Genomic DNA, 26,086 nt, shown 5'->3' on the forward strand with positions numbered 1-26,086 from the left:
GACCTAGCGAAATTGCGCGAGGAACCGCAAATCGTTGTCGAAGAACAGGCGCAAATCGTTGACGCCGTAACGCAGCATGGCCAGACGTTCTACGCCCATGCCAAATGCGAAGCCCTGAAACTCTTCAGGATCGATACCGGACATGCGCAGCACGTTCGGGTGAACCATGCCGCAGCCCATGACTTCCAGCCAGCCGGTCTGCTTGCAGACACGGCAGCCCTTGCCGCTGCACATCACGCATTCCATGTCGACTTCCGCCGATGGCTCGGTGAACGGGAAGAACGAAGGACGGAAGCGAACGGCCAGTTCTTTCTCGAAGAAAACGCGCAGGAACTCTTCGATCGTGCCCTTCAGGTCCGCAAAGTTGATATCGCGGTCGACCAGCAAGCCTTCGATCTGGTGGAACATTGGCGAGTGGGTGATATCCGAATCACAGCGATAGACCCGGCCCGGACAAACGATCCGGATCGGCGGCTGTTGCGACTCCATAGTCCGAACCTGCACCGGCGAGGTGTGGGTGCGCAACAACATGTTCGCATTGAAATAGAAGGTGTCATGCATCGCCCGCGCCGGGTGGTGGCCAGGGATGTTGAGCGCCTCGAAGTTGTGGTAATCGTCTTCGACCTCAGGGCCTTCGGCGATGCCGTAGCCAATATGAGTGAAGAATTGTTCGATACGCTCCAGAGTGCGGGTAATCGGGTGCAGACCACCAGAGGTCTGACCGCGGCCCGGCAGGGTCACGTCGATGCATTCGGCCGCGAGCCTGGCAGTCAGTTCTGCCTGCTCAAACGATGCCTTGCGTGCATTGAGGACCTCTGTGACACGCTCCTTGGCAACGTTGATCAGCGCACCGACTTGCGGACGCTCTTCAGCAGGCAGGTTCCCCAGGGTCTTCATCACCTGAGTCAACTCGCCTTTCTTGCCGAGGTAGTGAACCCGGATTTGCTCCAGGGCATTGATATCTTCGGCGCTTTGCACAGCCTCAAGAGCTTGAGAGACCAGCGCGTCCAGGTTTTCCATGTACAGACTCCAGATACGAAATAGGGGAAGAGCTTAAGGCTCTTCCCCTATTTATGACGTTCAACACCGACCCCGGAAACCGGGGCCAGTGATTGTCGGGGACTTAGGCCAAAGTGGCTTTAGCTTTCTCGACAATCGCAGCAAACGCCGCTTTTTCGTTCACTGCCAGATCAGCCAGAACCTTACGGTCGATCTCGATGGACGCTTTTTTCAGGCCGGCAATGAAACGGCTGTAGGACAGACCGTTAACACGAGCACCAGCGTTGATACGAGCGATCCACAGAGCGCGGAACTGACGTTTTTTCTGACGACGGTCACGGTAGGCGTATTGGCCTGCCTTGATTACCGCTTGCTTGGCAACACGGAATACGCGTGAACGCGCGCCGTAGTAGCCTTTAGCAAGTTTCAGAATTTTTTTGTGACGCTTACGGGCAATGACGCCACGCTTTACACGAGCCATGAGTTACTTCCTCTATATCTTGATCAAAATTAACGAAGGCGCAGCATGCGCTCGACTTTTGCCACGTCGGACGGATGCAGCAAGCTGCTTCCGCGCAGTTGACGCTTACGCTTTGTCGACATTTTGGTCAGGATGTGGCTCTTGAAAGCGTGTTTGTGCTTGATGCCGTTAGCAGTTTTCAGAAACCGCTTAGCTGCACCACTTTTAGTCTTCATCTTTGGCATGTTCGGATACTCCGCATTCAGTTGATAAACATAACCGCAAGGCCTGCCGTGCCCTGGTGGTTATTTCTTCTTTTTCGGGGCGATGACCATGATCAGCTGGCGTCCTTCCATCTTAGGATGCTGTTCGACGGAACCGTATTCGAGAAGGTCAGCTTCAACCCGCTTCAACAATTCCATACCCAGCTCCTGGTGGGCCATCTCACGACCGCGGAATCTCAACGATACCTTGGCCCTGTCCCCGTCACTCAGGAAACGTACCAGGTTGCGCAGTTTTACCTGGTAATCCCCTTCCTCCGTCCCTGGACGAAACTTGATTTCTTTAACCTGGATCTGCTTCTGGTTTTTCTTCGCTGCAGCCACCTGCTTCTTCTTCTCGAAGATCGATTTGCCGTAATCCATCACACGGCAGACCGGAGGTAGTGCGTCGGCAGAAATCTCTACCAGATCCAGCTTCGCCTCTTCGGCTATACGAAGCGCTTCATCAATCGAGACGATGCCAATCTGCTCGCCGTCAGCGCCAATTAACCGAACCTCGCGGGCCGAGATATTCTCATTGATCGGGGCCTTGGGTGCAGCTCGTTTATCTTGTCTCATTTCACGCTTAATAGTAATTACTCCGAATCTTGGCGACCACGCCGGGAAACCGCTTGTGCGAGAAATTCAGCGAATTGGGCGACCGGCATTGAGCCGAGGTCAGCGCCTTCGCGTGTCCGCACAGCGACAGTTTGCATTTCAACCTCCCGATCTCCTATCACAAGGAGATAAGGGACCTTGAGCAAAGTATGCTCACGGATTTTAAAGCCGATCTTTTCATTTCTCAAGTCGGACTTGGCACGAAACCCGCTTTGAGCCAAGGTTTTTTCAACTTCAAGGGCAAAATCGGCCTGTTTATCAGTGATATTCATGATCACGGCCTGAGTCGGCGCGAGCCAGGCCGGGAATGCGCCTTCGTAATGCTCGATCAGAATACCGATGAAACGCTCGAAGGATCCGAGGATTGCACGGTGCAGCATCACAGGACTCTTGCGACTGTTGTCTTCCGAGACGTACTCGGCGCTCAAACGAATCGGCAGGTTGAAGTCCAGTTGCAGGGTACCGCACTGCCACACACGACCGAGGCAGTCTTTCAGGGAGAACTCGATCTTGGGACCGTAGAAAGCACCCTCGCCCGGCTGCAGATCATAAGGCAGACCCGCGCTGTCGAGCGCAGAAGCCAGTGCCGACTCCGCACGATCCCACAACTCATCCGAACCCACACGCTTTTCAGGGCGCGTCGACAGCTTGAGCTCGATGTCCTTGAAGCCGAAATCGGCATAGACATCCAGCGTCAGCTTGATGAACGCTGCGGACTCGGACTGCATCTGCTCTTCAGTACAGAAGATGTGCGCGTCGTCCTGGGTGAAACCACGGACACGCATGATGCCGTGCAAGGCACCCGACGGCTCGTTGCGGTGGCACGCACCGAACTCGGCCAGGCGCATCGGCAGTTCACGGTAGCTTTTCAGGCCCTGATTGAATACCTGCACGTGACACGGGCAGTTCATGGGCTTGATAGCGTAGTCTCGGCTCTCGGACTCTGTGGTGAACATGTTGTCGGCGTAGTTGGCCCAGTGGCCGGACTTTTCCCACAACGAGCGATCAACCACTTGCGGCGTCTTGATCTCAAGGTAGCCGTTTTCGTGCTGAACCTTGCGCATGTACTGCTCAAGCACCTGATACAGGGTCCAGCCCTGAGGGTGCCAGAACACCATGCCCGGCGCTTCTTCCTGGGTATGGAAAAGGCCCAGACGCTTGCCAATCTTGCGATGGTCGCGCTTTTCGGCTTCTTCGATACGCTGGATGTAAGCCGCCAGTTGCTTCTTGTCTGCCCATGCAGTGCCATAAACGCGCTGCAATTGCTCGTTCTTGGCATCACCGCGCCAGTAGGCACCGGACAGCTTGGTCAGCTTGAAGGATTTCAGAAAACGGGTGTTCGGCACGTGCGGGCCGCGGCACATGTCGACGTATTCTTCGTGATAGTACAGACCCATGGCCTGTTCATTCGGCATGTCTTCGACCAGGCGCAGCTTGTAGTCTTCGTGACGGGCGCTGAACACCTCGATCACTTCAGCGCGCGGGGTCACTTTCTTGATGACGTCGTAATCTTTTTCGATCAGCTGCTGCATGCGCTGCTCGATCGCCGCCATGTCGTCAGGCGTGAACGGGCGCTCGTAGGCGATATCGTAATAGAAGCCGTCGTCGATCACCGGGCCGATGACCATTTTTGCAGTCGGATACAACTGCTTGACTGCATGGCCGACCAGGTGGGCGCAAGAGTGACGGATGATTTCCAGTCCTTCCTGATCCTTCGGGGTGATGATCTGCAGGCTGGCATCGTGCTCGATCAGGTCGCAGGCGTCGACAAGCTTGCCGTCGACTTTACCGGCCACAGTGGCCTTGGCCAGACCCGCGCCAATAGAGAGCGCGACATCGGCTACAGAAACCGCATGATCGAAAGAACGTTGACTGCCGTCGGGAAGAGTAATAGTTGGCATGGCGCCTCCTCTCCTAGTGGTGACCCCTACCAAAGGTCACGTGGGTTGGGATGAGCCAGTACGTGATCCGGTGGTACGCCTGCCTCACAGTGGCAGGAGCCTTGCGGCCAACCTTGAAACGGACCAGATGACTGGAGTGTACAAAAACCTGTTCGCACCTGACTGAAAACCAGGCCATTCGGGCTGCTGGAAATTCACAGGACGCGCATCCTATCACAGCGCAGTGCATCACGTCGCACTTGCAGGCAAATGAACATGAAATTGCACAGCATCTGAACTGGCGCGCTCCAGGGTCGTCAGAACTAGTCGCTACTTCGCAAGACTCTTCCACTGCAAAGGAGAACACCATGAAGCCTTCAAGCCTGTCCGCACTCCTCGCTTGCGCTGCAATCCTGGCCCCCTGGGGCGCCCAGGCAGCCATGGACAAAACCACTCGCGATACCTTCACTCAAGAGTGCATTGCCGCCGCCAAGCAGCAGAACCTGGACGACAAGACCGCCAAAGCGCATTGCGATTGCGGCGCAAAACAGGTGGACAGCCATTTCACGGACAAGGAAATCGCGACCCTCAATGGCCCTTCGAGCGATTCCAGCCCGGCATTGACTCAAAAACTGCAAAAAATAGTGACCGAAAACTGCGCCAGCGCAAAAAAATAATTTTGCATCATCGTCTCGAATGACGTCATTTGAGCGCACTGAAATCATATTGCCAATAACGCCAAAAGCCCCGTAAGACGGGGCTTTCAGCGCATCGTCAGCTCAACGAAAAACCGGGGCGGCCACTCCGCAAATCGGGCACATCAGAGTATGACATCCCCCATACACAGGCCCTTCGCTCAAAGTTCCTACCTAAATAGCTGTCTTTTCGTACATTTCGACTATGATAGGCCGGTGTGCCCAGTTGGCCTGAGCAGCACGTTACTGAAAATTATGTTTCTGGAGATACACCATGTCTAATCGCCAAACCGGCACCGTAAAATGGTTCAACGATGAAAAAGGCTTCGGCTTTATCACTCCACAAGGTGGCGGTGACGACCTGTTCGTACACTTCAAAGCAATTCAAAGCGACGGTTTCAAAAGCCTGAAAGAAGGCCAGACCGTTTCTTTCGTTGCTGCTAAAGGCCAGAAAGGCATGCAAGCAGAAGAAGTCACTGTGGTCTGATCCACTTGATTTGAAAAAACCCCGTCATTGACGGGGTTTTTTTATGCCTGCCGAATCAGACGACTCAGCCGCAATTGACGCGCACGACCTTGCCGGATGCGTCGGTATTGACGTTGACGCGCTCGGAACGGTACTCAAGCGTGACCATGTCGTTGGGACCCAGAATGCGTGCATCCATGGAGCCTGAGCGGCTGCGCACCTGGGTCAGCAGTTCGATGGACGCCTGCTGGCCGACAGCAAATTGTGCGGGTGCTGCGTCGCAGCGACCCGGTACGGCATTACTGGCAGGTGCCTCAGCCTTGCTGTAGGCCTCGGGCGCAGAACCAGGCGTACTGCTGCACCCCGCAAGAACCGACGTCACGACCACAAAACCCAATGTTGCGAATTTCCAGGGCATACACCCTCCTTTGCCAATGAACATTTCCAGACCTTGTGCGACCGCGCCTCGGCGCATTGGTTGCACAACGTCCGTCGTAACCATGCTGAAACGGATGAGCCTGCAAGACGCGTGCAGTCTGCCTTGCTACAAACGCTCGCGCGTCAGCAAATCGTCACAAGAAGTTTTCGAGCAGAAGACTGATCCCGCCTCGGACGCTCATGATGCGTAAGTAGAAGTGTCAAAAGGCTCGCACAATGGTTTACTGGAAAGGAGATTATGGAAAAACGGCGATGCACGGCCGCCTTCGCAAAGCGGTGCTTCTTGAGAAGAGACAGACATGACAGCCATTTCAATCGATGCGGACATCAAGGCCAAATGGCCTCAAGGGCATTGCTCGCACAGCCCGGGAACCCCGGAGGAGCTGATGATCATTGCGGTTGATCTATTGATCAAGGAGCTGGGCACCGACGGTGCCCGCGCCTTTATCGGTCAGGTGCTGAGCCGATACGCGGCGGCAGAACTGCCTGCGTAAAGGCTTGGCACACACGGTTTACTTCAATCGCGAAAGACGTTCGGTAAGCAGATCGAAAAACCCTTGAGCGTCGCCACTCTCGACCCAGAACACGTTCTGAGGCTGCTTGAGCGTTCCGTACCAGTCAGCGACGGTCTGACCGAAACCAATGCCTTCACGGCTGTCGATTGCCACATTGATCTGCCTGCCGGAGAACAGCTCGGGTTTCAACATCCAGGCAATGACGCTGGCATCATGAACCGGACCACCCGGCAGGCCGTAGTGCTCCATGTCCAGTTTGACGTATTCATTGAGAATGCCTTCCACCAGCTTGCCGGCCTGATTGTTCAGTGCAGCGATCTGCTTGAGGCGCTGCTCGCTGGTGAGGATCTTATGGGTCACGTCCGGCGGCACGTAGGTGAGTTTCACACCGCTGGCCAGCACGACCTGTGCAGCGTGCGGATCGGCGAAGATGTTGAATTCAGCCGTCGGCGTAATGTTGCCACCGTTGAAATGCGCGCCGCCCATGACGATCACTTCCTTGATGCCCTGAGTAATCTCCGGTGCCTGCACCAGTGCGAGCGCAAGATTGGTCTGCGGTCCGAGCATTGCAATGGTGATGCTGTGCGGCTTGGCCTTGCTCAAGGTCTGGATCAGGTAGTCAACTGCGTTGCCCTGAGCAAGCCCTTTGGCAGGCTCGTGAACAGGCACGCCCGGCAAGCCTTCCTGTCCGTGCACGTTCTCTGCGTAGATCGGCGTTCGCACCAGCGGCTTGGGCGCACCCGCGTACACCGGGACGTCTTCGCGACCGGCCCATTCACGCGCCAGCCTGGCGTTACGCGACGTCTTGTCCAGACGGACATTGCCCGCGACCGTGGTAATGGCCATCACATTGAGCTCTTCAGGTGAAGCCAGTGCCAGCAACAAGGCAACGACATCGTCCGCACCGGGATCGGTGTCAATGATCAAGTCACGTTTTTCAGCCGCCTGCACAGCGGTCGCGCCGAGGATGGACAAGAGCAGTGCTCCCCGAATGAGTTGTCTGGAAAACTGAATCAACGTCATATGAAACTCCCTTTAATGAATAAATCTGTCCCGTCCTAGAGCCTAGAACACAACCCCGGAAATCAACGCGACATTACTGTACGGCTGAAACTCTCCGGTACGTACGATGGCCTTGGCCTTGCGGCTCAGGATTTTGAGATCCGCATGGCTGATCCAGCGTTGCTGGCCCAGTTGATCGTCCAGGTTCAGGCTCTCGATCACCTGCAGCGCGGGCGGCTGGGCTTCAGCCATTTCATTGGCAAGCACGTGGCTTTCCACATGCATCTCACTTAACACGACGTCCAGCACACTGACGAAATCCGGTACGCCGCGCGTCAACGCCAGGTCGATCAGTTCGACGCCAGGCGGCACAGGCATACCGGCGTCGACGATCATCAGCATGTCGCCATGCCCCATCGATGCAATCACGCGGGACAAGGCAATATTGAGTAGCGGTGTTTTTTTCATGTTGGATTGAATCCCTGTACTTCCTCAAACGTCGGAATGGACGGCTGCGCACCGGCGCGGGTGACCGACAGCGCGGCGGCGGCCTGACCAAAGCGGATGGCCTGCAATTCACTCTGCCCTCGGGCGAGCGCTGCTGCAAAACCACCGACAAAGGTATCACCTGCTGCGGTGGTGTCCACGGCCTGGACACGCCGTGCGGCAATATGCTCGGCACCGCGCGCACTGGCGAACAACGTACCGTGTTCGCCGAGCGTGATGATCACGTTGCGGGCGCCTGCGGCCAGCAACGCGCTGGCCGCTTGTTCGGCCGAGGCTGGCGAGTCGACATTGATGCCGGTGAGCGCGCGCGCCTCGCTTTCATTGGGAATCAGATAATCAATCAACCCATACCAGTGCGCAGGCAACGGCTCGCTTGCCGGGGCAGGATTGAGGATAACGATCTTGCCCAGTTCGCGGGCGCGATTCAGGGTACGAAAAACGGTTTCGGTCGGCACTTCAAGCTGGCAGATGACGATTTCGGCGCCTGCCAGCAACGCATCGAAACGCTCGATAAGTTCAGGCGTCAGTTGACCGTTGCCACCGGCGACAATAACGATCGCATTCTGGCTGTTGGCATCGACCACGATCGACGCGATGCCGGTGGGCACACCTGGCACTACGGTCACAGCCTGGCAATCGATGTGCTCGGCCAGCAACGCAGCACGTAATTGCTCTCCATAGGCGTCTGCACCCACGCAGCCGATCATTGCGACCTCTGCCCCCAGGCGCGCTGCTGCAACGGCCTGGTTGGCACCCTTGCCACCGGGCACGGTGTCGAAGGTCTGGCCAGTCAGTGTTTCGCCAGGGCGCGGCAGACGCTGGGCGCGGATGACCAGGTCCATGTTGAGGCTGCCCACTATCACGATTTTTGCTTGCATGGCTGATTCACTCGTTGCTGTGCGTGCTCGTCATTCATTCGGAGCGCTGTTGGGTGCCGCTGTGGATTCTCGCACTATGACGACGGGCGTCACGAGGCGTTTTTCAACCGGTGAAGCCTTTGGCGCGGCGATTCTGCACAGCAGCATTTCAGCGGCTGTTTCACCCAGTTGCATGATCGATTGCCCGACCGTCGTCAGCGCCGGATACACATAACGACTCATTTCGATGTCATCGAAACCGATGACGGACAAGTCCCGAGGCACGCTGATACCCCGCTCGGCGGCCGCACGCAGCACCCCGATGGCGATCACGTCGTTGCCGGCAAAAATCGCGGTCGGTCGGTGTTCGGCGAGTAACTGACCCGCGGCGTCATAGCCTGCGGAACTGGTGAACTCGCTGTGTACCGCCCAACCCGAAACGATTTCGGCAGCAGCCTGCTGCATGGCACGCCGGTAGCCAGCCAGCCGCATCGCGGCCACCAGACTGTTTTGCGGCCCACCGATACAGGCGACTCGCCGATGACCCAGATCCAGCAGATGACGCGTGGCCAGATAGGCACCCTGCTCATGATCGATACGCACCATGTCGGCCTCTATGCCTGCCAGTTCGCGGTCGACAATCACCAGCGGCGTGCGAACTTCCGTCAGGCCACCCTGGATGCTGGTATCGCCGCCGACCGAAGACACGATCAATCCATCGACACGTTTTTCCAGCAGTACGCGCAGGTAACTGCGCTGCTTGTCGGGGTTGTCATCCGAGTTGCAAAGAATCACGCAGAAACCGTTACGTTCGCAGTAATCCTCAATGCCCCTGGCCAACTCGGCGAAATAAGGGTTCATGCCATTGGGAATCAGCAGCCCGATGGTCGAGGTACTCTTGGCCTTTAGCGAGCGGGCCACTGCACTGGGCACATAGTCCAGTTGTGCAATGGCCGCCTCGACCTTGAGCCGCACCGGCTCACTCACCGGCCGGGTCTTGTTCAGCACATGGGAGACCGTGGTGTAGGAAATCCCGGCCAGTGCTGCTACGTCCTTGATGGTTGCCATGTCAGCCCTGTCGCCGCGCCCGATTGCTGCGATAGGTGTCCAGCACCACAGCAATCACGATAACGGCACCGGTGATGATGCGTTTGGTGGGCTCGGTGGCACCGATCTGAGCCAGACCAGCCGCCAGCACCGAGATGATCAACACGCCGAAAAACGTGCTGATGATTGAGCCGCGCCCGCCCATCAGGCTGGTACCGCCAATGACCACAGCCGCAATGACCTGCAATTCGAGCCCGGCACCGGCATTGGGGTCGGCAGCTTCAAGACGGGATATCTGGAACAGCGCTGCCACACCGGCCAGCAGCCCCATCAGCGAGAACACCAGGATCTTGTAAGGCTTGGGGTTGATGCCTGCCAGGCGCACCGCTTCTTCGTTGGTGCCGATACCGATCAGGTAGCGACCGAATACCGTGCGCGTCAGCACCGCCTGAGCGATGAAGATCACCATCAGCGCGATGATGAACGAAGGTGAAATGCCGAATGCCACGGGGTCCGACAACCAGGCGAATGAATCACCGATGTAGGCCGTGCGCGAGTTGGTCATCTGGTACGCCACACCGCGTGCCATCTCCAGCACACCCAAGGACACGATGAACGATGGGATACGCCAGGCGACGGTAATCGAGCCGGTGATGGTGCCGGCCAGGGTCGCACAGGCAATGCCCAGCAGCGCAGCCGGGAAAACGCTCCAGCCCCAGCCTAGAATCGCCACGCTGACGGCAGAAGCGGCCAGCGCCAGTACCGAGCCTACCGACAGGTCGATGCCGCCGATAATCAGGATCAGGGTCATGCCTACCGCCAGCACCATCAGGTCGGGGATCTGGTTGGCCAGCGTGCTGAAGGTCTGGTACGACAGGAAGTGATCACTGAGCAGCGAGAACAGCACGATCATCGCCAGCAATGCGCCCGCCAGACCCAGGTAGGTACCCAGCCCGAGGTAATTCCCGCCGCGGCGCACAGGCATTGTCGGCGTCGAGGGTGTAGTGTTTTTCATGAGTCGTTCCTGGGCGCAGCTTCATTGAGCAGCGCGTCACGTTTCTGATATCCGGCGAAAGCGGCAGCAAGCAATTGGTCCTGGCTCCAGCTGTCACGGTCGAATGTTTCAATCAGTCGACCGGCCGACAGCACGCCGATACGATCACAAATCAGCATCAGCTCGCGCAGGTCACTGGAAACCACCACCAACGCCCTGCCCTGACGGGTCAGTTCCGCCAGCAACGCGTAGATGTCGAACTTGGCACCGACATCAATGCCACGCGTCGGCTCGTCGAACAGCATCACCGGACAGTCACGCTCCAGCCAACGACCGATCACGACCTTTTGCTGATTGCCGCCAGACAGTTCCGATACCAGTTGGGTCGGACTGGAGCTGCGAATGCGCATGGCATCCACTTGCCGCTGTGCCAGCTCAAGCTCATCGCTTGTGTTGACGATGCCGCCTCTGGAGATCGCTTTCATGTTGCCGAGCGCGATGTTGGCGCTGATCGATTGCGACATCAGCAAACCTTCGCTTTTGCGGTCTTCGGTAATCAGCGCGATGCCATGCTCGACTGCATCGGCGGGCGAACGAATGCTGACCGCCTGCAGTGGCTGCCCCACTTCGATGCTGCCGCTGTCGGCAGTATCGGCACCGTAGATCAAGCGCAACAGCTCGGTACGCCCTGCGCCGATCAGGCCGGAAATACCAAAGATTTCGCCACGGCGCACGTCGAACGAGACGTCCTGAACCTTGCCTTTTCGGTTAAGCGATTTAACAGAGAGTGCAACTTCACCAATCTGTCGCGCGCCCATGTCCATGTGCTCACCCAACTCGCGCCCGACCATCAGAGTGACCAGTTGCTCGCTGTTGTAACGAGAAATCGGCTCGACGCAGACCAGCTTGCCGTCACGCAGCACAGCAATACGCTGGGACACTCTGGCCAGCTCTTCGAGACGGTGGGAAATGTAGATGATCGAGACACCGCGGGCCTGCAGCCGGGTAATCTGTTCGAACAGCATCTCGACCTCACGCGAGGTGAGCATCGCCGTCGGTTCATCGAGAATCAGTACATGGCAGTCGCCCACCAGATTACGGGCGATTTCGACCATCTGCTGATGTCCGATCCCCAGATCGCCCACCAGCGTATCGGGGTCGATGGCCTCCAGGCCTACCTGAGCCATGGCCTTGATTGCGTTTTCACGCAGGCGCTTGCGATCGATCCAGCCCGCACGGCGCGGCAGGTCATCAAGAAACAGGTTTTCGGCAACGGTCAGGGTCGGCAGCAGGTTCAACTCCTGCATGACCATACGGACTCCAAGCTTTTCAGCCTGGGTACGATTCGCCGGTTGATAAGGCTGGCCCTGATACTGCATCTGGCCGGTGGTCGGTGTGACCAGCCCGCCAATGATCTTTGACAAGGTGCTTTTACCGGCACCGTTTTCCCCGGTCAGGGCCAGCACTTCGCCGCGCATCAACGTCAGGTCGACATCGCCAAGCACGGGTTGAGCGTAGGTTTTACCAATGCCACTGACCGAAAGAACAGCCGTCTGAGCAGACGCTGACATACATTTCTCCCAGCGCCTGCCCTGTTCGGGCAGACGCCTTTACCCGGCGTGGATCAAGGTTTGGTAACGAGCTCGACTGGCGTTTCGATAACGCCTTTGTCGTTGACATCGACCTTCTCGCCCTTGACGGCTTTCAGCGCCGCTTCAATGCCGAACACAGCTTGTCTGGCAGCGAACTGATCGGCAGTGGCAAGCACGCGACCATCCTTGAGCATCGGCTTGATGGCATTGATGTTGTCGTAACCGACCACCATGACCTTGCCTGCCTTGCCGGCAGCACGCACAGCCGAGACCGCGCCCAGCGCCATGCTGTCGTTGCCCGCCAGCAACGCCTTGAGGTTCGGGTACTCATTGAGCATGGCCGAAGCAACAGCGTTGCCCTTATCGATTTCCCAGTTGCCGGATTGCACCGAGACGACCTTCATCTGGGCTTTGTCCATAGCATCCTTGAAACCGGCCGTGCGCTGCTGAGCGTTGGTGGTGGTCGGCACACCTTCGATGATGCCGACCTGATCACCGGCCTGGAGTTTCGTGGCCAGGTAGTCACCCACTTGGGCGGCACCCTTGCGGTTGTCCGGACCTACGAACGGAATCTGCAGGTCCTTGCCTTTGAGCACGTCGGGATCAAGCTGGTTGTCGATATTGACGACCTTGATGCCCGCGTCGGTGGCTTTCTTCAGGACCGATACCAGCGCTTTCGAGTCAGCAGGCGCAATGACCAGCGCGTCAACCTTGGAGACGATCATCTGATTCACGATGCTGATCTGGGCGGCGGTATCGGACTCATCTTTGATACCGTTGGTGATCAGGTCGAACTCGCTGGCGTGTTCTTTTTGATAAGCCTTGGCACCATCCTCCATGGTCAGGAAGAATTCGTTGGCAAGGGATTTCATGACCAGCGCGACCTTGGGCTTTTCCGGCGTCTGGGCGTGCACGGCAGAGAGGGGGACCACTGCCGCGAGGGCAGAAAACATGGCAACAGCGAGAAGGCGTCCAGCGAATGGCAGCTTCATGAGTTCATCTCCGATCTTGTGATTATTGTTCGGGCGAACGACGCAGGATCAATCCGGCGGACTGATACGCAAACGTTTGCGAGAAACGAACTATGAAAAATGTCGCGAGCTTTGTCAATCGCTTGAATGAAGTCTGCCCAAGGGATTGCCCCGGGCAGCGCTGTCTCAGTCTTTTGGCTTGATAGTGGCCACTTCATCGGCCTTGATCCTGATGGTTTTTCCCGAGATATCCTCGAACTCGTAGAAGCCATCGCGGCTCTTGGTCTTGGGAGCATCCTGGGTGATGTACTGCGTACCATTCTGTAACGTGACAACCGAAGGTGTGGAACAACCCGTCAGCACCAGCGAAGCGGCCACCACAGCGGGTAACAGCAACCATTTGAAGTTCATGTGTCACTCCTCAAGTCAGATAGCGAAGGTGTCGGCAAAACCATACAGGCTTGCGGATGCGCCGCAAACATTATCCTACGTAAGTATTGCGAAAGATCAGACACTGAAATACTGTACGCACATACAGCCAATTCAGGTACTTTTTCGTGGCAAATCAATCCGCAGCGACCTCCGCTCCCGATGCCTATCAGCGCATGGGCCTTCGGGTACAGAAGATCATCAATTCGCCGACAGCCCAGAAATCCAGAACCGCCCTGCTCTTTCGATTGCAGGACGAGTCGGAAGACGACTGGGCACAGTTGCTTGAAGAAATTGCAGAAAACGATAACGTCACGCTCGCCTGGCGCGACGATGGTGGCGTGCAGATATTCTGGACAGTGCCCAAGGACGACTGACGGCATCGCGTTCAGATTCTCCAGGCTGTTTTGCCTCGGCCTGCTCGTCACTTCCTCTCTACCCGCCCTGGCTGAGACGCCACGCATGCACGCGCAGAGCAGAGCAAGGCAGCTTGCACGACGATCTGCTTAACACTGATCTAGAAGCTGGGTTACACGCCAGGCGTGTTCACCGTCGAACAACATGTGCATGAACAGTGGGCCTGTCGATCAGCGTGTTGAAATGGCCGGGCACTCGTCATGGCGTTGGCCGAATGACAAGGCTGGCCTGGCGCGGCGTTTCATTAATATAAGATCAATATGAGTGGGCCCGCGAGGATACCCCCGCAGGCATAAAGCATTTTGATTTTGAAACACCACACTTTTCACGCAAAGCATCGTACTGATCGTGGCTGAAGCAACTGCATACCGTCAGATGGCGAAGCGACCCACAACTGTGCGTAGATCTGACGCCAAGCGCGCCAACTCATGGCTGGCAGCGGTCGTCTGGTTGGCGCCAGCAGCTGACTGTGAGGCCAGGTCCCGGATGTTCACCAGATTACGGTCAACCTCTCGGGACACCTGTGCTTGTTCTTCCGATGCGCTTGCGATCACCAGATTGCGCTCATTGATCATGTTAATAGACTGAGTGATCTGGTCCAGCGCGCTCCCTGCTGCCCGGGCTCGCTGTAGTGTTTCATGAGTACGCTGGTTGTTTTGCTGCATCGACCGAACGGCTTCACCCGTACCATTCTGGATCCCGGCCACCATCTGCTCTATCTCGCGTGTGGACTGCTGGGTACGGTGTGCAAGGGCCCTTACTTCATCGGCCACAACCGCAAAACCGCGACCGGCTTCACCGGCACGGGCCGCCTCGATCGCGGCATTGAGCGCCAGCAGGTTGGTCTGTTCGGCAATCGCTCGAATCACATCTAGCACCTGCCCAATATCACGCCCTTGGGCAGCAAGCCCTTCGATCATGGACGAAGTTGCCTGAACATCATGAGCCATGGCCTGGATCGCCTCAACGGTTTCCACGACCCGGTCACGTCCTTCGCGAGCGTTGTGATTGGACTCTTGGGACGCTTCAGAGGTGGAAACGGCATTGCGCGCCACCTCTTCCACTGCAGTGGTCATCTCATTGACCGCAGTGGCCGCCTGATCGATCTCATTATTCTGCTGTTGCAGACCAAGCGAAGCTTCTTCGGTAACAGCACTCAATTGCTCCGCCGCCGACGCCAGTTGTGTCGCCGAGCCAGAGATCTGTTCGATTGTCTTGCACAGGTTACCTTGCATGGTGGACAACGTGAGCAGTAAACGAGCCGGCTCATCAGTACCCTCCACCAGAATCGGCTTAGTAAGATCACCGCTGGCTATGGTCTGGGCAGTTTCGACAGCTATTTTGAGTGGAGTGACGATGCTGCGAGTCAGCAGCCAGGCCAACAATACAGTCAACAGGGCAGCCATCACCGAGACGATAACAATACCGGTGCTTGCATTCTCAAACTGCGTGTCGGCTTCATCCGACGCAGCCTTGGCCCCTGCCTTGTTGATGTCTACCAGCTGATTGAGCTGTGTACCCATCAGATCCGTGCCAGCCTTAATCTCGTTGCTTATAAGCTTGCGAAGCTCTTCGAGTTTATTCATTCGGGATAACTCCGTCATACGCTCCTGATCCTTTAGGTAGGTTTCAAGGGTCGCGGAAAACTCCCGGTATTTTGCCAGTTCATCATTTCCTGCAGGCAGAGCCGCATAACTTTTTTGGTCGTTGCGCAGTTTATCCACCAGAAAAGCATTGCGTTTGTAGGCCTCATCCAGGGCTGCAGGCTCCCGATCATTGAGAACACGAAAGGACACTAAGCGCATCCGCAACACCGCCTCGAGCAGATTGCCCAAATAACTTACGCTGGGCAATTGATTGGTTTGCATATCTATAGTCGCCTGACGGATAGCGGTCAAGCGGGATTGCGCGAACACCCCCATCACAATCACCAATAGAGCGATGAATGCAAAACCGAGAAAAGCCCTAGGCGCGATATTAATATTGCGTAGTAACATGAAAATCCCTCTAATGACCAATGATGTATCCGATCAGCATCTGTCCAAGATATCTAACAGCGTTTGTTACCTAAACCTATGCGGCGCGCATGTTTTATGGAACGCTATAAAACGGCAACGCCTTTGCTTTACTCAGGCCCAACACCAAAAACACGGCGCATTTGAATTTTTGTATCAGAACCCTCCCACGAGAAACTTTAATAAACCTCTCGATATCAGCAACCCCACTGATAGTTAACTCCACTGCGAAAGCTATAAAAACGCTCACCAAAAAAAAACAAGGGAGAGGCACTCATAAAAATCCCTCAAGACAGCGACGCTTAACTGAGCGACTACGCCGTTCAGGCTTCACCCTAAAAAGACCGAAAATAGCGACGTCTCCGCCTAGCAAACCCCGCGAACAGCGATAACGCTAAATACGAATTTCAGTTACAGATCCTGGGTTTTTACGTGGCGTTTGGTCAACCACTGCACCGAAAATACAGCTGGCTGCCGAGACTTGTCATCCACTGCCCAAAGACCTGGCAAACTAAACCCGCCGTAACTGCCAAGATCATACCGTTCCCTGACACATGACGCGACAGATCAGGAAGCAACCTCACTACGCGTCGCTTCAACCATTAGACTAAGGACAGAAAAGGCAACAAGCTCCGATCCCCGCTCACCTTCAATCAGCGCTAAAGACCCTTTATGAATCATGACTTTAGCGATCGCCACCCAGCTTGATATAGATCGACAATAAGACTAATACACCGCACCCGCACAGCCTATGGGTATAGGGTGCCCGAATAGGAGGCTAAATTAACACGCCCACTATTGTCGAAGAATCGCCGATTTCGACGAAGCAGAACAAACATTGCAGACAACATTCAAAACCCCATGAAATGTCTCTTATTTCTCGCACGCAGCGACCTTCTCCCCAAGAGAGACCTTAAATACATACGAACACACCGGAGGAATTTCAGCATATTTTGTCAAACGCCGCAGCCTCCCGAGGCGCAATTTTCCATGTCCACAGGCGCAAAAACAGGAAAAATAAATGCAGCGCAGTGTGGCAGTTAGACCCTCCCCCAAAACGTTATCGCTGTAACTGTGTTTTTAAAGCCCAGGGCTTGGCACGCTCTTTTATATTTGGCATGCTGGTGGAATACGGTAGCCCTTGAGTCCTTACATGCCTACACTAGCGCCCTCTTGCGCCCATGTATTTTTACGCCTTGCTGGATACGTACCAGCGCCTTCGATCCACCTTAAAGATCTCTGCTCAAGCGTAAACGCCAAAGTGATTGCAGGGTTGAGAGTCGACATCACTGAAGCCGCAAGCTTAGTAGAAGAAATTGCACGCACCTCTGGCGATCTCGACATTGGTTTAAATGCGTATGAACTCTTCAAACCAGCGCAACTCAACGCTCAACTGTACGCGATCATGTCGAGTGAAAACTTAGGAGAAGCGCTCAGAGTCATAGTAAAGTACTCAACGTTGCTAGCGGATGGCATGCCCATTTCTTACGTCCAGGATGAAAACTCATTAACACTGCAATTTCTAAGGGTTGAATCAATGAGTGTCACCCGACAGTACATTGATTGCTGCTTAACCACAATGATAGGGATAACCCACTGGCTACTCCCTTGGGAGCGGCCTACACCAGCTGCTGTAACCTTCAGCTACGAGGCTCCAGCCGACCAAACCAAGCTGAAACTTATTTTCGGAAACAACCTTCAATTCTCCAGCGCACTCAATACAATTACCTACGCAAATCACGACTTAACAAAACCACTGGACACCGCAAACCCAAAGCTCAAAATATATCATTTAAGCCAAATCAACGAGCTGCTTTCCGAGCGACAAAATAAAATATCACCCATCGTCAAAAATCTGATTTTTACAGACCTCAACTCAAGCCACGTAACCTCTTTAAAAAAGGCTGCACGCGAGCTTAACTTCAGCTCGCGCACACTTCAAGGCCGACTCGGTGAGGAAAAGACATGCTTCAAAGACTTATTAGATGAGTGTAGACGTGAATTAGCTTGCGAACTCTTGCTCAATTCTAAAATTACGTTTTTATCAATAGCAGAAAAATTGAGCTTCAGCAGCGCAAGCAGTTTCCACAAAGCTTGCACTCGATGGTTTGGCTGTTCACCAGGTGCATACAGATCCAGGCAATCCTGAAAAAGACTTCCTGATTCGGCAAAGTCCTCGAACACCAATCGCCGAGCTGTTCAATGAAGCAAATGACCTTCGTCGATGCCGAGTACGCTGGTAAGCACCAGTAAGTTGCCTGCGTGATGGGCCACGGCAACGAGTTTGTAGGTCCTGTCGACCTGAAATCCTGCACCTGACTACAAACTGACCGGACGCCATACCTCCATTTGAGCAGCTATCCGACAGTATGTGTACGCAAATGAATGTGACCTGATGCCACTTATCGGACGACTGTTCACCTTACTGAATAAAGATGCAATTCTCGACCTGCGGTTTTTAGAGACAGCAGTCCGATCAAGGCCACTTCCAGCGGTTCAAGCCAGTATCGACCTCGAAATGAAATAGCAGTCCTGAGGCGTCTTCCGCTTCACATTGCCCGTACCCGAACGTACTCATTTTAAGATGGCGTAGCGTCTACGCCCTGCAGGCGACTAACGATGAATCAAATGGAATTTGAAATTCACTACCGGTTCAAGGGCGAAACCCGCTACTTCCTTCACCAGGCAATGCATCTCTGCCAAAGCGACGCGCTGCACTGCGCCACATTGCATGCCGGCGTGGGGACAGTCAGCGATCACATTGCAGCAGGGCCTATTCGTCTGGCAACGCAGCAGGCGCAAGGTTTCGGGGTGACAGACGTCCACTGGAAAAGATGCACCTTATAAAGCGCACACCCAAAACGCCCACAGAAAAAACGACCTGTTCAAGGTCGTTTTTTTCGTACAGCTCCCAACGCGATTCATATCGCCGGATAGGAACCTGTGCCTTCGGGCCAGGGCGTCAACAGCTCGAAACCCGTTGCCGTGACCGCGACCATGTGCTCCCACTGTGCCGACAACGACATGTCGCTGGTCAGAACCGTCCAGCCATCCGGCAGTGTGCGGGTGCCGGCCTTTCCCGCGTTGATCATGGGCTCGATGGTAAAAACCATGCCCTCTTTCAACTTCAGCCCTTTGCCTGGAGCGCCGTAATGCAAGACTTGCGGCTCTTCATGGTACTTGCGACCGATACCGTGTCCGCAATATTCACGTACCACGCTGAATCCCTCGCGATGAGCAACGGTCTGGATTGCATGGCCAATATCGCCCAGCGTCGCGCCGGGACGTACCGCATGTATCCCGGCTCGCGTTGCTTCATAGGTTGTCTCGACCAGACGCCGAGCCAGAGGACTGACCTCCCCCACCAGATACATGCGGCTGGTGTCGCCGTACCAGCCGTCCTTGATGACGGCGACGTCGATATTGACGATGTCGCCATCCTTGAGAATGTCCGAGGCGCAGGGAATGCCATGGCAAACCACCGCGTTGGGCGATATGCATGTCGTCTTGGTGAACCCGTGGTACCCGACGTTGGCCGGGATCACCTTGAGTTCCTTGACGATGTAGTCGTTGCAGATGTCGTCCAGCGCTTCTGTGCTGACACCTGCCTTGACGTGAGGCGTGATCATGGCCAGCACATCAGCGGCCAGCCTGCCGGCAATGCGCAAATGGACCAGGTCTTGCTCGGTCTTGAGGCTGATTGAATGGCTCATGAGGCCGCCTTCGACAGTTCGGACATCTTGAACGAGTCAGACTTGAGTACGTTACCGTCGGTACCTTCAAGACGAATCAGCATCTGACAGATCTCGCTGTAATCCAGCGTCGGGTGCAATTCGGCCAGCATGCCGATACGCATCCAGTGCTCAGCCTGCGCATTGATGGAACGACTGAGCGCAACGCTCGCACAGCGAAGATTCGCGTGCATTTCTTCGGAAATTTTTACCAGGCCCATCGCTCACCTCACGTTGAATATACGAATCATATATGTTTCGTATATTCACAATCAACCGGGTGGCTTGAACGAGAGTGAAATGATGATCAGTCGAAGTGCTTGCGCAGGGACAGCGCCAACTGCCTTATCGCGTTCTGGGCCATGTCGCTGAGCAACCTGAACTGAAGAATGATGTCTCGCTCGACCACTGATAGCGAGTCCATGCAGACTGGCAGTCTGCTGCCCGATAGCAGGTAGTGAACATCGACCCCCCTTTCACTCAGCGCCACCAGATAGTTGGAACGCGGCATGCGCTGACCGTTTTCATATTTGCCTTGGGCATTGGCCTCGACACCACCAATTGCAGCGAACCTTTGCTGTGATAGCCCCATTGTCTGGCGCTCTTCTTTGAGTCGTGCGCCGAAATCGTTCATCAGATGTATCCAAAGTGGAATGACACCTCACCATACGCTGCATCCAATACACATGTTGGTCTATCGGGCGTTTACTCGACACGCGCTTCGCGATACTCACTGCCTGCCTGAGCCGCGGCAACGACCATGCAAACCTGGGTTTCGTAAGCGTTGAACTGGCGCAATGCGGCAGCCAGGGCAAGAAAGTCTTCCCGCTGCATCTCATTGACCGTTGCACTGCTACGAAGCTGATGAGCAACCGGGCTTTGCGCTGACTTAAGGGACATGAAACACCTCTTCTCTATTTACTGGTTATGCATACAGTATTTAGATCGAAGCGCTAACACAAGCCTATTCACGACGAATGGTCATGGGCCGCTCGCCTGCCTAAGAGACGCCAGCCAGCCCCTGCAGACGCGCAAGGTCCTGTGCGGCAATCGGAATACCATGGACACTCGACTTCATTCGCTCGCTGTACCGTCGGTCACCGGGCATGCGGGTCTGGCCAACGCCGTGAAGCTGGCGCACAAGTTCTTCGCTGCGCTGCGCAAAAGACTGGCCGCTGCCCTTGTCCGGGTCGATGACAATCACCAACTGACCGGTCCAGGGTGTCTGCGCGCCCGGGTGTTTTGACCAGTCGAACTCAAATGAAAAATTTCCACCTGTCAGACCCGCGGCCAACAGTTCGACCATCATCGACAAGGCCGAACCTTTGTGCCCGCCAAACGGCAGCAACGCGCCACCTGCAAGAATGGCTGCCGGCTCGACCGTCGGCTGACCATTGCGGTCCACCCCCATGCCTTCCGGCAGCAGGCGACCTTCGCGAGCAGCGATCTGTACGTCGCCATGGGCCATGGCACTGGTGGCCAGGTCAAACACAATAGGGTCTGCACCTGCACGCGGCGCGGCGAACGCGATAGGGTTGGTGCCGAACAGCGGCTTTTGTGCGCCATGCGGCACAACGCACGTCATGCTATTGACCATGCTCAACGCGACCAGACCTTGTTCGGCGAAGGGTTCGACATCCGGCCACAACGCTGCAAAATGATGTGAGCTGCGAATGGCGAGGATCGCGATGCCTGCATCACGTGCCTTCTGGATGAGCAACGGCCTGGCAGCCGCCAGCGCCGGCTGGGCAAATCCGTTGGCGGCATCGACCCTGACAAAGGCGGCCCCGACATCTTCCACCACGGGCACTGCCCTGCCATCGACCCAGCCGCTGGCCAGCGAAGACAGGTAACCGGGAATGCGAAAGATACCGTGGCTGTGCGCCCCGTCGCGCTGCGCGCCAGCGCAGTTTTTCGCCAGCTCGCCTGCAACCTGAGCCGATGTGCCATGGGCCAGAAAGATTCGCTCGAGCAAGTCATTCAACTGCTGATACGAAAGAGTGCATATCGAGTCATCGGGATGAGGTGTGTGCATCTGAGCTCCGGTGCATAAGAACAGGAAGACGATCAATACCACCGAGAGTAACGCTGTGCAGACACGGGAGAAACATGCGTGTCGTTTTTACATCAATGAGAGCCGATCACATTCACGAGGAATTAAGGGCTGCGACGATAGGCAACAGCCATGCGATGTTCTCCCACACTGTCATCCAAGGGTAGAATGCGCCAACGGTACACACCGGAGCGCCCATGAGCGACCCTCACCTCAGCGAAGCAGAATACGAAGCGATCACCGATGCCGCCGCGCATTGGTGCATGCGTCTGCACGCTGACGATTGCTCGCCTGTGGAGAGAAAGCACTTCGAGCTTTGGCTCAAAGCTCATCCGGCGCACGCTGTCGAGTACCAGGCCATGCAGGAAATCTGGGACATGTCCGGCCAGGTCGAGCCAGTCAATCCCGCGCCCGTCGCCGCTACGGCGCCAATCCTGTCATCGGCAGCAGGAAAATCAGCACCTGCAGTCCGTCGGCAAGGCCGCTCGCGATCCTGGCGCACGTTTGCCGCCGCTGCGGCTATTTGCGCCCTGGCGGTTCCGGTGGCCGGTTACATTGGCTGGAACCAGGGCCTGATCCCCAACGCGTATGAAACCTACAGTGCGACGAATGCCACCCGCCTTGTTACCCTGAACGACGGCAGTCGTGTGGAAATGAACCTGGGCACCGAGCTGACCTACGCCAATTACAAGGACCGGCGCAACGTCACCCTGAACAAAGGTGAGGCGTTCTTTGAGGTCAGCCACGACAGCACCCATCCGTTCGTGGTGGATGCGGGCCAGGGCAGCATCACGGTCACGGGAACCCGATTCAATGTATGGACGTATCAGGATCAGGTACGAGTCATGCTGGTGGAAGGCTCGGTGCAGGTCGAGAGTGACCGCACCCTGCCGCGCGCAAGTCATCGCCTCGATCCCGGCATGCAGGCCAGTTACAAGGCAGGAGACACCCGCCCCGGCATTAGTCGCACAGATGTCAGCGACACCAGCCTGGCGTGGCGCAATGGCAAGCTGATCTTCAATGACGTGCCGTTGAGTCAGGCCCTGCCGCTGATCAATCGTTACCTGCAAACGCCTATTCTGCTGGCAGACAACGCGACCGGCGCGATTCGTCTTGGCGGCAGCTACAACACCCGCGATATAGCCAGTCTGCTGACGTCCCTTCCCAAGGTATTGCCGGTCTTCGTGACCCAGAATCAGAACGGTAACCCGGTGCTCAGCCGACGTCCGTCAGCCTCACCCAAAGGCTGACAGCGCAGCCTCGTCACGCCATCAAGCTTACATTCAGAAACACTGCATCCGCCTGCGCTCATGACGCCAATACCCTTGGTGTTTAAGGGGGATCCGGCACATCGTCAAACTCCGCCTCGCAATCGCCTGCCCTTTTTTTCGCGCAACGTTGAGGTTTTTAGAGGCTCGTTCGTCTTATTAGGTGAGAGTTGTCTAAAAAGCCTGAAAAGGAGTTTGCGCATGTTCACCCGTCAAGGAGTCACCACCCGCACGATGCTGAGGCAAACGGCCATCGCTACACAGGCACAGTCGCCTGCGTCAGAGATCGAACGTCCTGGCAACGACCATATCCGTCTGCTGCTGAAAAGCTTCGGACTGCGTACCAGCCTGGTCAGGCTCAAGGTGCTCGACGCCTTGCTGGTGGCCAGCGAAAGCGGACATTCACTCGGCGTGCGAGGCGTACACAGTCAACTGCTCAGGCTCGATGTACCCCTGTCGTTCCTCAGCGTGCGCGAAGTGCTCAAGCGTTTGTGCGATGAAGGTGTGATCCACCTCAACGAGGACAAGACCTACAGCCTTCATCCTCGCGCGATGGAATGGCTGGGAAACTCAGACAGATAAACCGTCCCGCCAAGGCGCGCCCGTTGGTTCTCAGCGCTTGACCTTGCGACGCATGATCCCGTTCAGGACTACGACCAGAACCGCAACGCCGATGGCGATGTACTGAAAGGTTTTCTCGCTGATCACACCGCTGTTCTGCAGGTGCGACAGGCCCAGCATGATCGCCAGTACACCCAGAGCGATCAGAATCGAATACATCAAACGCTGTTTATTGGTCATTTCGGCTTTTCCTGAATACTTCGTCAACGGCATTGGCGCTGTGCAAACGCGCCGACATCTTACGCCGATGCCGGTCCGATGGCATCGCTGCAATGCGTTGCACTCATTACGTGACACACGCCTCACCCGATCACAATCGGCTTATTCATCAATTGCGCTGATGATCGTCATGCCCTATTCAGCGTTGCCGAGAAAAACTCACGTGGTTTAATGCGGACCTGTTTCAAATCGTTTCCCGTTATTGCCAAGGAGTTTCACATGCCCCATGAAGGCAGCCTGCTGCAAGCCGCAGTTGTGTTTCTGTTCGCCGCGGTCATTGCGGTGCCGCTGGCAAAGCGCCTCAAACTCGGCGCTGTCATCGGTTATTTGTTCGCCGGTGTCGTGATCGGCCCATCGGTGCTGGGGTTGATAGGAGATACGGAGAGCGTCAGTCACATCTCGGAACTTGGGGTGGTATTACTGCTGTTTATTATTGGTCTGGAGTTATCCCCCAAGCGCCTGTGGGTGATGCGCAAGGCCGTTTTCGGCGTCGGCATGGCGCAAGTGCTGTTGACCGGTCTGATAATCGGCACTGTTGCCCTGCTCGCGTTCGGTCAGACGCTGAACACCGCGGTGATTCTCGGCCTGGGCCTGGCGCTGTCCTCCACGGCCTTTGGCCTGCAAAGTCTGGCCGAGCGAAAGGAATTGAACAGCCCGCATGGACGCATGGCCTTTGCCATTCTGCTGTTTCAGGACATTGCCGCCATCCCGCTGATCGCTCTGGTGCCGTTCCTCGCAGGCGCCGACCACGCAACGACCACTCAGGAAAGCATCAACCATGGACTGCGTGTACTGGGTAGCATCGCCATCGTGGTGGTAGGCGGACGCTACTTGCTGCGCCCGGTATTTCGCATCGTGGCCAAGACTCGTATTCAGGAAGTCTCGACTGCAACGGCGCTATTGGTGGTGATCGGCACGGCGTGGCTGATGGAGCTGGTCGGCGTCTCTATGGCACTGGGTGCGTTTCTGGCAGGTCTGCTGTTGGCCGACTCTGAATACCGCCACGAGCTGGAAGCCCAGATCGAGCCCTTTAAGGGTTTGCTGCTTGGGCTGTTCTTCATCAGCGTTGGCATGGGCGCCAATATCGGCCTGCTGTTCAGCGCACCCTTGGCGGTGTTGGGCCTTACGCTGTTGCTGGTCGCAATCAAGCTGCCGCTGCTGTTTTTCATCGGCCGCACGGCAGGTGGCCTGAACAAAAGAAGCGCGCTGCGTCTGGGCCTGGTCCTGGCAGCGGGCGGCGAATTCGCTTTCGTGGTGTTCAAGATCGGCAGCGCGCAAGGGCTGTTCGAGGCAGGCCTCTACGACATGCTGGTACTGACCATTACCCTGTCGATGGCAATCACCCCATTGCTGTTCATTGCCCTGGCGCGGTGGATCAAGCCCAAGGCCAAAGCGGTGGAAGTACCTGAAGAATACCGCGACATTCAGGCCGACAAGCCTCGAGTGGTGATCGCTGGCATGGGCCGTATGGGCCAGATCGTCGCGCGAATCCTGCGTGCGCAGAAGATTCCGTTCGTGGCGCTGGACACCGCGGTGGAGTCCATCGAATTCTCGCGCAGTTTTGGCAATGTGCCGGTCTTTTACGGCGACCCGTTGCGCCCGGAAATCCTCAGGGCCGCCAAGGTGCAGGACGCCGAGTTTTTCATCATCGCCACCGATGATCCGGACATCAACATCAAGACCGCCGAACTCGTCAACAAGCTCTACCCGCACATGAAGATCATCGCCCGCGCTCGCAACCGCCAGCACGTTCACAGGCTGATGGATGTCGGAGCCCACGCAGTGCGCGAGACGTTCTACTCAAGCCTTGAGATGTCCCGGCAGACGTTATTGGGGCTGGGCCTGAGTAAGGCGCAAGCCGACGCGCGCATAAGCCGCTTCAAACGCCACGACGAACAGGTGCTCGCCGCGCAGCATGAGGTCTACGACGACGAGGTCAAAGTGCTGCAAACCGCCCGCGAGGCGCGTGCAGAACTCGCCCAGCTGTTCGAAGCAGACCGTCTTGAGGAAGAGGAAGCTGCCAAAGCGTGAC

Annotated in this window: 30 protein-coding genes and 1 pseudogene; 9 read left to right on the top strand and 22 right to left on the bottom strand. The window is 56.2% G+C overall.

All coding sequences use genetic code 11. The annotated features are described in order from the left end of the window. Nucleotides 1-3: 3 nt before the first annotated feature. The 5 genes from pheS to thrS all read right to left on the bottom strand — a co-directional run bounded on the left by pheS (nt 4) and on the right by thrS (nt 4,238). Nucleotides 4-1,020 (bottom strand): phenylalanine--tRNA ligase subunit alpha, encoded by a 1,017-nt coding sequence (gene pheS, locus H8S56_RS03565; RefSeq protein ID WP_024685429.1) that lies wholly within the window; start codon nt 1,018-1,020, stop codon nt 4-6. Nucleotides 1,021-1,123: 103 nt separating this feature from the next. Then, complete coding sequence (gene rplT / locus H8S56_RS03570) at nt 1,124-1,480, bottom strand: 50S ribosomal protein L20 (protein WP_002553161.1); 357 nt, start codon at nt 1,478-1,480, stop codon at nt 1,124-1,126. Between the two features lie 29 nt (nt 1,481-1,509). Beyond that, complete coding sequence (rpmI, locus tag H8S56_RS03575; RefSeq protein ID WP_002553160.1) at nt 1,510-1,704, bottom strand: 50S ribosomal protein L35; 195 nt, start codon at nt 1,702-1,704, stop codon at nt 1,510-1,512. Between the two features lie 60 nt (nt 1,705-1,764). Next, entirely contained in the window at nt 1,765-2,316 is a 552-nt protein-coding gene (gene infC / locus H8S56_RS03580) for a translation initiation factor IF-3 (RefSeq protein WP_187518008.1), read from the bottom strand. Next, a complete protein-coding gene (thrS, locus tag H8S56_RS03585) occupies nt 2,316-4,238 on the bottom strand; it encodes a threonine--tRNA ligase (RefSeq protein ID WP_024685431.1) in 1,923 nt (640 codons plus the stop codon). The genes infC and thrS overlap by 1 nt, the downstream gene beginning before the upstream one ends. A 347-nt stretch (nt 4,239-4,585) precedes the next feature. Here thrS and H8S56_RS03590 point away from each other — a divergent pair, with 347 nt between their 5' ends. Both H8S56_RS03590 and H8S56_RS03595 read left to right on the top strand, forming a co-directional pair. Then, nucleotides 4,586-4,894, top strand: coding sequence for a hypothetical protein (locus H8S56_RS03590; RefSeq protein WP_024685432.1), 309 nt, complete (start codon nt 4,586-4,588; stop codon nt 4,892-4,894). Nucleotides 4,895-5,186: 292 nt separating this feature from the next. Next, nucleotides 5,187-5,399, top strand: coding sequence for a cold-shock protein (locus tag H8S56_RS03595; protein WP_024685433.1), 213 nt, complete (start codon nt 5,187-5,189; stop codon nt 5,397-5,399). 64 nt (nt 5,400-5,463) lie between these two features. Here H8S56_RS03595 and H8S56_RS03600 read toward each other — a convergent pair whose 3' ends face one another. Beyond that, nucleotides 5,464-5,796 (bottom strand): I78 family peptidase inhibitor, encoded by a 333-nt coding sequence (locus H8S56_RS03600; protein WP_187517887.1) that lies wholly within the window; start codon nt 5,794-5,796, stop codon nt 5,464-5,466. Nucleotides 5,797-6,115: 319 nt separating this feature from the next. Here H8S56_RS03600 and H8S56_RS03605 point away from each other — a divergent pair, with 319 nt between their 5' ends. Beyond that, the gene (locus H8S56_RS03605) at nt 6,116-6,310 is read left to right on the top strand and encodes a hypothetical protein (RefSeq protein ID WP_024685435.1); all 195 of its coding nucleotides are present in this window, start codon (nt 6,116-6,118) and stop codon (nt 6,308-6,310) included. Nucleotides 6,311-6,328: 18 nt separating this feature from the next. On the opposite strand, the gene H8S56_RS03610 is transcribed toward H8S56_RS03605, so the two are convergent. The 8 genes from H8S56_RS03610 to H8S56_RS03645 all read right to left on the bottom strand — a co-directional run bounded on the left by H8S56_RS03610 (nt 6,329) and on the right by H8S56_RS03645 (nt 13,712). Beyond that, nucleotides 6,329-7,354, bottom strand: coding sequence for a nucleoside hydrolase (locus H8S56_RS03610; protein ID WP_187517888.1), 1,026 nt, complete (start codon nt 7,352-7,354; stop codon nt 6,329-6,331). A gap of 42 nt (nt 7,355-7,396) precedes the next feature. Then, on the bottom strand, nt 7,397-7,801 hold the full coding sequence (gene rbsD / locus H8S56_RS03615) for a D-ribose pyranase (protein ID WP_024685849.1): 405 nt from the start codon (nt 7,799-7,801) through the stop codon (nt 7,397-7,399). Next, on the bottom strand, nt 7,798-8,718 hold the full coding sequence (gene rbsK, locus H8S56_RS03620; protein WP_187517889.1) for a ribokinase: 921 nt from the start codon (nt 8,716-8,718) through the stop codon (nt 7,798-7,800). Before rbsK ends, rbsD begins: the two co-directional genes overlap by 4 nt. A gap of 30 nt (nt 8,719-8,748) precedes the next feature. Beyond that, entirely contained in the window at nt 8,749-9,765 is a 1,017-nt protein-coding gene (locus H8S56_RS03625) for a LacI family DNA-binding transcriptional regulator (RefSeq protein WP_187517890.1), read from the bottom strand. A 1-nt stretch (nt 9,766) separates the two neighbouring features. Then, a complete protein-coding gene (locus H8S56_RS03630; RefSeq protein ID WP_024685852.1) occupies nt 9,767-10,759 on the bottom strand; it encodes an ABC transporter permease in 993 nt (330 codons plus the stop codon). Further along, the gene (locus tag H8S56_RS03635; RefSeq protein WP_187517891.1) at nt 10,756-12,309 is read right to left on the bottom strand and encodes a sugar ABC transporter ATP-binding protein; all 1,554 of its coding nucleotides are present in this window, start codon (nt 12,307-12,309) and stop codon (nt 10,756-10,758) included. Before H8S56_RS03635 ends, H8S56_RS03630 begins: the two co-directional genes overlap by 4 nt. A 53-nt stretch (nt 12,310-12,362) precedes the next feature. Next, nucleotides 12,363-13,322: a sugar ABC transporter substrate-binding protein gene (locus H8S56_RS03640; protein WP_187517892.1), complete on the bottom strand. Its 960-nt coding sequence runs from the start codon at nt 13,320-13,322 to the stop codon at nt 12,363-12,365. Between the two features lie 165 nt (nt 13,323-13,487). Beyond that, nucleotides 13,488-13,712: a YgdI/YgdR family lipoprotein gene (locus H8S56_RS03645; protein ID WP_024696109.1), complete on the bottom strand. Its 225-nt coding sequence runs from the start codon at nt 13,710-13,712 to the stop codon at nt 13,488-13,490. A gap of 194 nt (nt 13,713-13,906) precedes the next feature. Here H8S56_RS03645 and H8S56_RS03650 point away from each other — a divergent pair, with 194 nt between their 5' ends. After that, nucleotides 13,907-14,107 carry a DUF1654 domain-containing protein gene (locus H8S56_RS03650; RefSeq protein WP_050586109.1) on the top strand — a complete coding sequence of 67 codons (201 nt, stop codon included), beginning with the start codon at nt 13,907-13,909 and terminating at the stop codon, nt 14,105-14,107. Nucleotides 14,108-14,518: 411 nt separating this feature from the next. Here H8S56_RS03650 and H8S56_RS24815 read toward each other — a convergent pair whose 3' ends face one another. Further along, the gene (locus H8S56_RS24815; RefSeq protein ID WP_408003772.1) at nt 14,519-15,382 is read right to left on the bottom strand and encodes a methyl-accepting chemotaxis protein; all 864 of its coding nucleotides are present in this window, start codon (nt 15,380-15,382) and stop codon (nt 14,519-14,521) included. Further along, nucleotides 15,380-16,144: pseudogene (locus H8S56_RS24820) on the bottom strand (MCP four helix bundle domain-containing protein); the annotation flags it as partial. The gene H8S56_RS24815 and the pseudogene H8S56_RS24820, both read right to left, overlap by 3 nt. 1,171 nt (nt 16,145-17,315) lie before the next feature. On the opposite strand from H8S56_RS24820, the gene H8S56_RS03660 reads away from it, so the two are divergent. Together H8S56_RS03660 and H8S56_RS03665 are read left to right on the top strand one after the other, a co-directional pair. Then, nucleotides 17,316-18,311 (top strand): AraC family transcriptional regulator, encoded by a 996-nt coding sequence (locus H8S56_RS03660; RefSeq protein ID WP_187517894.1) that lies wholly within the window; start codon nt 17,316-17,318, stop codon nt 18,309-18,311. 470 nt (nt 18,312-18,781) lie between these two features. After that, nucleotides 18,782-19,009, top strand: a complete 228-nt coding sequence (locus tag H8S56_RS03665; protein ID WP_032610765.1) for a DUF6555 family protein — start codon at nt 18,782-18,784, stop codon at nt 19,007-19,009. A 74-nt stretch (nt 19,010-19,083) separates the two neighbouring features. Here the strand turns inward: H8S56_RS03665 and map are convergent, their stop codons facing one another. The 5 genes from map to H8S56_RS03690 form a co-directional block, all read right to left on the bottom strand. Further along, nucleotides 19,084-19,875 carry a type I methionyl aminopeptidase gene (gene map, locus H8S56_RS03670; protein WP_024687970.1) on the bottom strand — a complete coding sequence of 264 codons (792 nt, stop codon included), beginning with the start codon at nt 19,873-19,875 and terminating at the stop codon, nt 19,084-19,086. Then, nucleotides 19,872-20,114 (bottom strand): ParD-like family protein, encoded by a 243-nt coding sequence (locus H8S56_RS03675; RefSeq protein ID WP_024687971.1) that lies wholly within the window; start codon nt 20,112-20,114, stop codon nt 19,872-19,874. Before H8S56_RS03675 ends, map begins: the two co-directional genes overlap by 4 nt. A gap of 86 nt (nt 20,115-20,200) precedes the next feature. Continuing rightward, nucleotides 20,201-20,527 carry a helix-turn-helix domain-containing protein gene (locus H8S56_RS03680; protein WP_024687972.1) on the bottom strand — a complete coding sequence of 109 codons (327 nt, stop codon included), beginning with the start codon at nt 20,525-20,527 and terminating at the stop codon, nt 20,201-20,203. 71 nt (nt 20,528-20,598) lie between these two features. Then, the gene (locus tag H8S56_RS03685; protein ID WP_024687973.1) at nt 20,599-20,793 is read right to left on the bottom strand and encodes a hypothetical protein; all 195 of its coding nucleotides are present in this window, start codon (nt 20,791-20,793) and stop codon (nt 20,599-20,601) included. Between the two features lie 100 nt (nt 20,794-20,893). Next, on the bottom strand, nt 20,894-21,928 hold the full coding sequence (locus H8S56_RS03690) for an Ldh family oxidoreductase (protein ID WP_024696112.1): 1,035 nt from the start codon (nt 21,926-21,928) through the stop codon (nt 20,894-20,896). Between the two features lie 215 nt (nt 21,929-22,143). On the opposite strand from H8S56_RS03690, the gene H8S56_RS03695 reads away from it, so the two are divergent. Both H8S56_RS03695 and H8S56_RS03700 read left to right on the top strand, forming a co-directional pair. Then, a complete protein-coding gene (locus H8S56_RS03695) occupies nt 22,144-23,196 on the top strand; it encodes a FecR family protein (protein WP_187517895.1) in 1,053 nt (350 codons plus the stop codon). Between the two features lie 219 nt (nt 23,197-23,415). After that, the gene (locus H8S56_RS03700) at nt 23,416-23,796 is read left to right on the top strand and encodes a Fe2+/Zn2+ uptake regulation protein (RefSeq protein WP_024696114.1); all 381 of its coding nucleotides are present in this window, start codon (nt 23,416-23,418) and stop codon (nt 23,794-23,796) included. Between the two features lie 30 nt (nt 23,797-23,826). Here the strand turns inward: H8S56_RS03700 and H8S56_RS03705 are convergent, their stop codons facing one another. Continuing rightward, on the bottom strand, nt 23,827-24,015 hold the full coding sequence (locus tag H8S56_RS03705) for a hypothetical protein (protein WP_024687977.1): 189 nt from the start codon (nt 24,013-24,015) through the stop codon (nt 23,827-23,829). 258 nt (nt 24,016-24,273) lie between these two features. Between H8S56_RS03705 and H8S56_RS03710 the strand changes: the two genes are divergently transcribed. Continuing rightward, nucleotides 24,274-26,085 (top strand): monovalent cation:proton antiporter-2 (CPA2) family protein, encoded by a 1,812-nt coding sequence (locus H8S56_RS03710; protein ID WP_187517896.1) that lies wholly within the window; start codon nt 24,274-24,276, stop codon nt 26,083-26,085. The last annotated feature ends 1 nt before the right edge of the window (nt 26,086 follow it).

Source organism: Pseudomonas triticifolii (assembly GCF_014358015.1).
Lineage (GTDB): Bacteria > Pseudomonadota > Gammaproteobacteria > Pseudomonadales > Pseudomonadaceae > Aquipseudomonas > Aquipseudomonas triticifolii.

What these genes read in the sequence shown, in the direction of transcription:
- H8S56_RS03695 (WP_187517895.1), top strand. Translation starts at nt 22,144, where the DNA reads ATGAGCGACCCTCACCTCAGCGAAGCAGAATACGAAGCGATCACCGAT.
- H8S56_RS03600 (WP_187517887.1), bottom strand. Translation starts at nt 5,796, where the DNA reads ATGCCCTGGAAATTCGCAACATTGGGTTTTGTGGTCGTGACGTCGGTT.
- H8S56_RS03660 (WP_187517894.1), top strand. Translation starts at nt 17,316, where the DNA reads ATGCCTACACTAGCGCCCTCTTGCGCCCATGTATTTTTACGCCTTGCT.
- H8S56_RS03700 (WP_024696114.1), top strand. Translation starts at nt 23,416, where the DNA reads ATGTTCACCCGTCAAGGAGTCACCACCCGCACGATGCTGAGGCAAACG.
- H8S56_RS03595 (WP_024685433.1), top strand. Translation starts at nt 5,187, where the DNA reads ATGTCTAATCGCCAAACCGGCACCGTAAAATGGTTCAACGATGAAAAA.
- H8S56_RS03645 (WP_024696109.1), bottom strand. Translation starts at nt 13,712, where the DNA reads ATGAACTTCAAATGGTTGCTGTTACCCGCTGTGGTGGCCGCTTCGCTG.
- H8S56_RS03675 (WP_024687971.1), bottom strand. Translation starts at nt 20,114, where the DNA reads ATGGGCCTGGTAAAAATTTCCGAAGAAATGCACGCGAATCTTCGCTGT.
- H8S56_RS03690 (WP_024696112.1), bottom strand. Translation starts at nt 21,928, where the DNA reads ATGCACACACCTCATCCCGATGACTCGATATGCACTCTTTCGTATCAG.
- H8S56_RS03665 (WP_032610765.1), top strand. Translation starts at nt 18,782, where the DNA reads ATGAATCAAATGGAATTTGAAATTCACTACCGGTTCAAGGGCGAAACC.
- H8S56_RS03705 (WP_024687977.1), bottom strand. Translation starts at nt 24,015, where the DNA reads ATGACCAATAAACAGCGTTTGATGTATTCGATTCTGATCGCTCTGGGT.
- rbsK (WP_187517889.1), bottom strand. Translation starts at nt 8,718, where the DNA reads ATGCAAGCAAAAATCGTGATAGTGGGCAGCCTCAACATGGACCTGGTC.
- map (WP_024687970.1), bottom strand. Translation starts at nt 19,875, where the DNA reads ATGAGCCATTCAATCAGCCTCAAGACCGAGCAAGACCTGGTCCATTTG.
- H8S56_RS03630 (WP_024685852.1), bottom strand. Translation starts at nt 10,759, where the DNA reads ATGAAAAACACTACACCCTCGACGCCGACAATGCCTGTGCGCCGCGGC.
- pheS (WP_024685429.1), bottom strand. Translation starts at nt 1,020, where the DNA reads ATGGAAAACCTGGACGCGCTGGTCTCTCAAGCTCTTGAGGCTGTGCAA.
- H8S56_RS03610 (WP_187517888.1), bottom strand. Translation starts at nt 7,354, where the DNA reads ATGACGTTGATTCAGTTTTCCAGACAACTCATTCGGGGAGCACTGCTC.
- H8S56_RS03605 (WP_024685435.1), top strand. Translation starts at nt 6,116, where the DNA reads ATGACAGCCATTTCAATCGATGCGGACATCAAGGCCAAATGGCCTCAA.
- H8S56_RS03680 (WP_024687972.1), bottom strand. Translation starts at nt 20,527, where the DNA reads ATGAACGATTTCGGCGCACGACTCAAAGAAGAGCGCCAGACAATGGGG.
- H8S56_RS03685 (WP_024687973.1), bottom strand. Translation starts at nt 20,793, where the DNA reads ATGTCCCTTAAGTCAGCGCAAAGCCCGGTTGCTCATCAGCTTCGTAGC.
- thrS (WP_024685431.1), bottom strand. Translation starts at nt 4,238, where the DNA reads ATGCCAACTATTACTCTTCCCGACGGCAGTCAACGTTCTTTCGATCAT.
- H8S56_RS03625 (WP_187517890.1), bottom strand. Translation starts at nt 9,765, where the DNA reads ATGGCAACCATCAAGGACGTAGCAGCACTGGCCGGGATTTCCTACACC.
- H8S56_RS03710 (WP_187517896.1), top strand. Translation starts at nt 24,274, where the DNA reads ATGCCCCATGAAGGCAGCCTGCTGCAAGCCGCAGTTGTGTTTCTGTTC.
- rbsD (WP_024685849.1), bottom strand. Translation starts at nt 7,801, where the DNA reads ATGAAAAAAACACCGCTACTCAATATTGCCTTGTCCCGCGTGATTGCA.
- H8S56_RS03635 (WP_187517891.1), bottom strand. Translation starts at nt 12,309, where the DNA reads ATGTCAGCGTCTGCTCAGACGGCTGTTCTTTCGGTCAGTGGCATTGGT.
- H8S56_RS03650 (WP_050586109.1), top strand. Translation starts at nt 13,907, where the DNA reads ATGGGCCTTCGGGTACAGAAGATCATCAATTCGCCGACAGCCCAGAAA.
- rpmI (WP_002553160.1), bottom strand. Translation starts at nt 1,704, where the DNA reads ATGCCAAAGATGAAGACTAAAAGTGGTGCAGCTAAGCGGTTTCTGAAA.
- H8S56_RS03640 (WP_187517892.1), bottom strand. Translation starts at nt 13,322, where the DNA reads ATGAAGCTGCCATTCGCTGGACGCCTTCTCGCTGTTGCCATGTTTTCT.
- rplT (WP_002553161.1), bottom strand. Translation starts at nt 1,480, where the DNA reads ATGGCTCGTGTAAAGCGTGGCGTCATTGCCCGTAAGCGTCACAAAAAA.
- H8S56_RS24815 (WP_408003772.1), bottom strand. Translation starts at nt 15,382, where the DNA reads ATGCAAGGTAACCTGTGCAAGACAATCGAACAGATCTCTGGCTCGGCG.
- H8S56_RS03590 (WP_024685432.1), top strand. Translation starts at nt 4,586, where the DNA reads ATGAAGCCTTCAAGCCTGTCCGCACTCCTCGCTTGCGCTGCAATCCTG.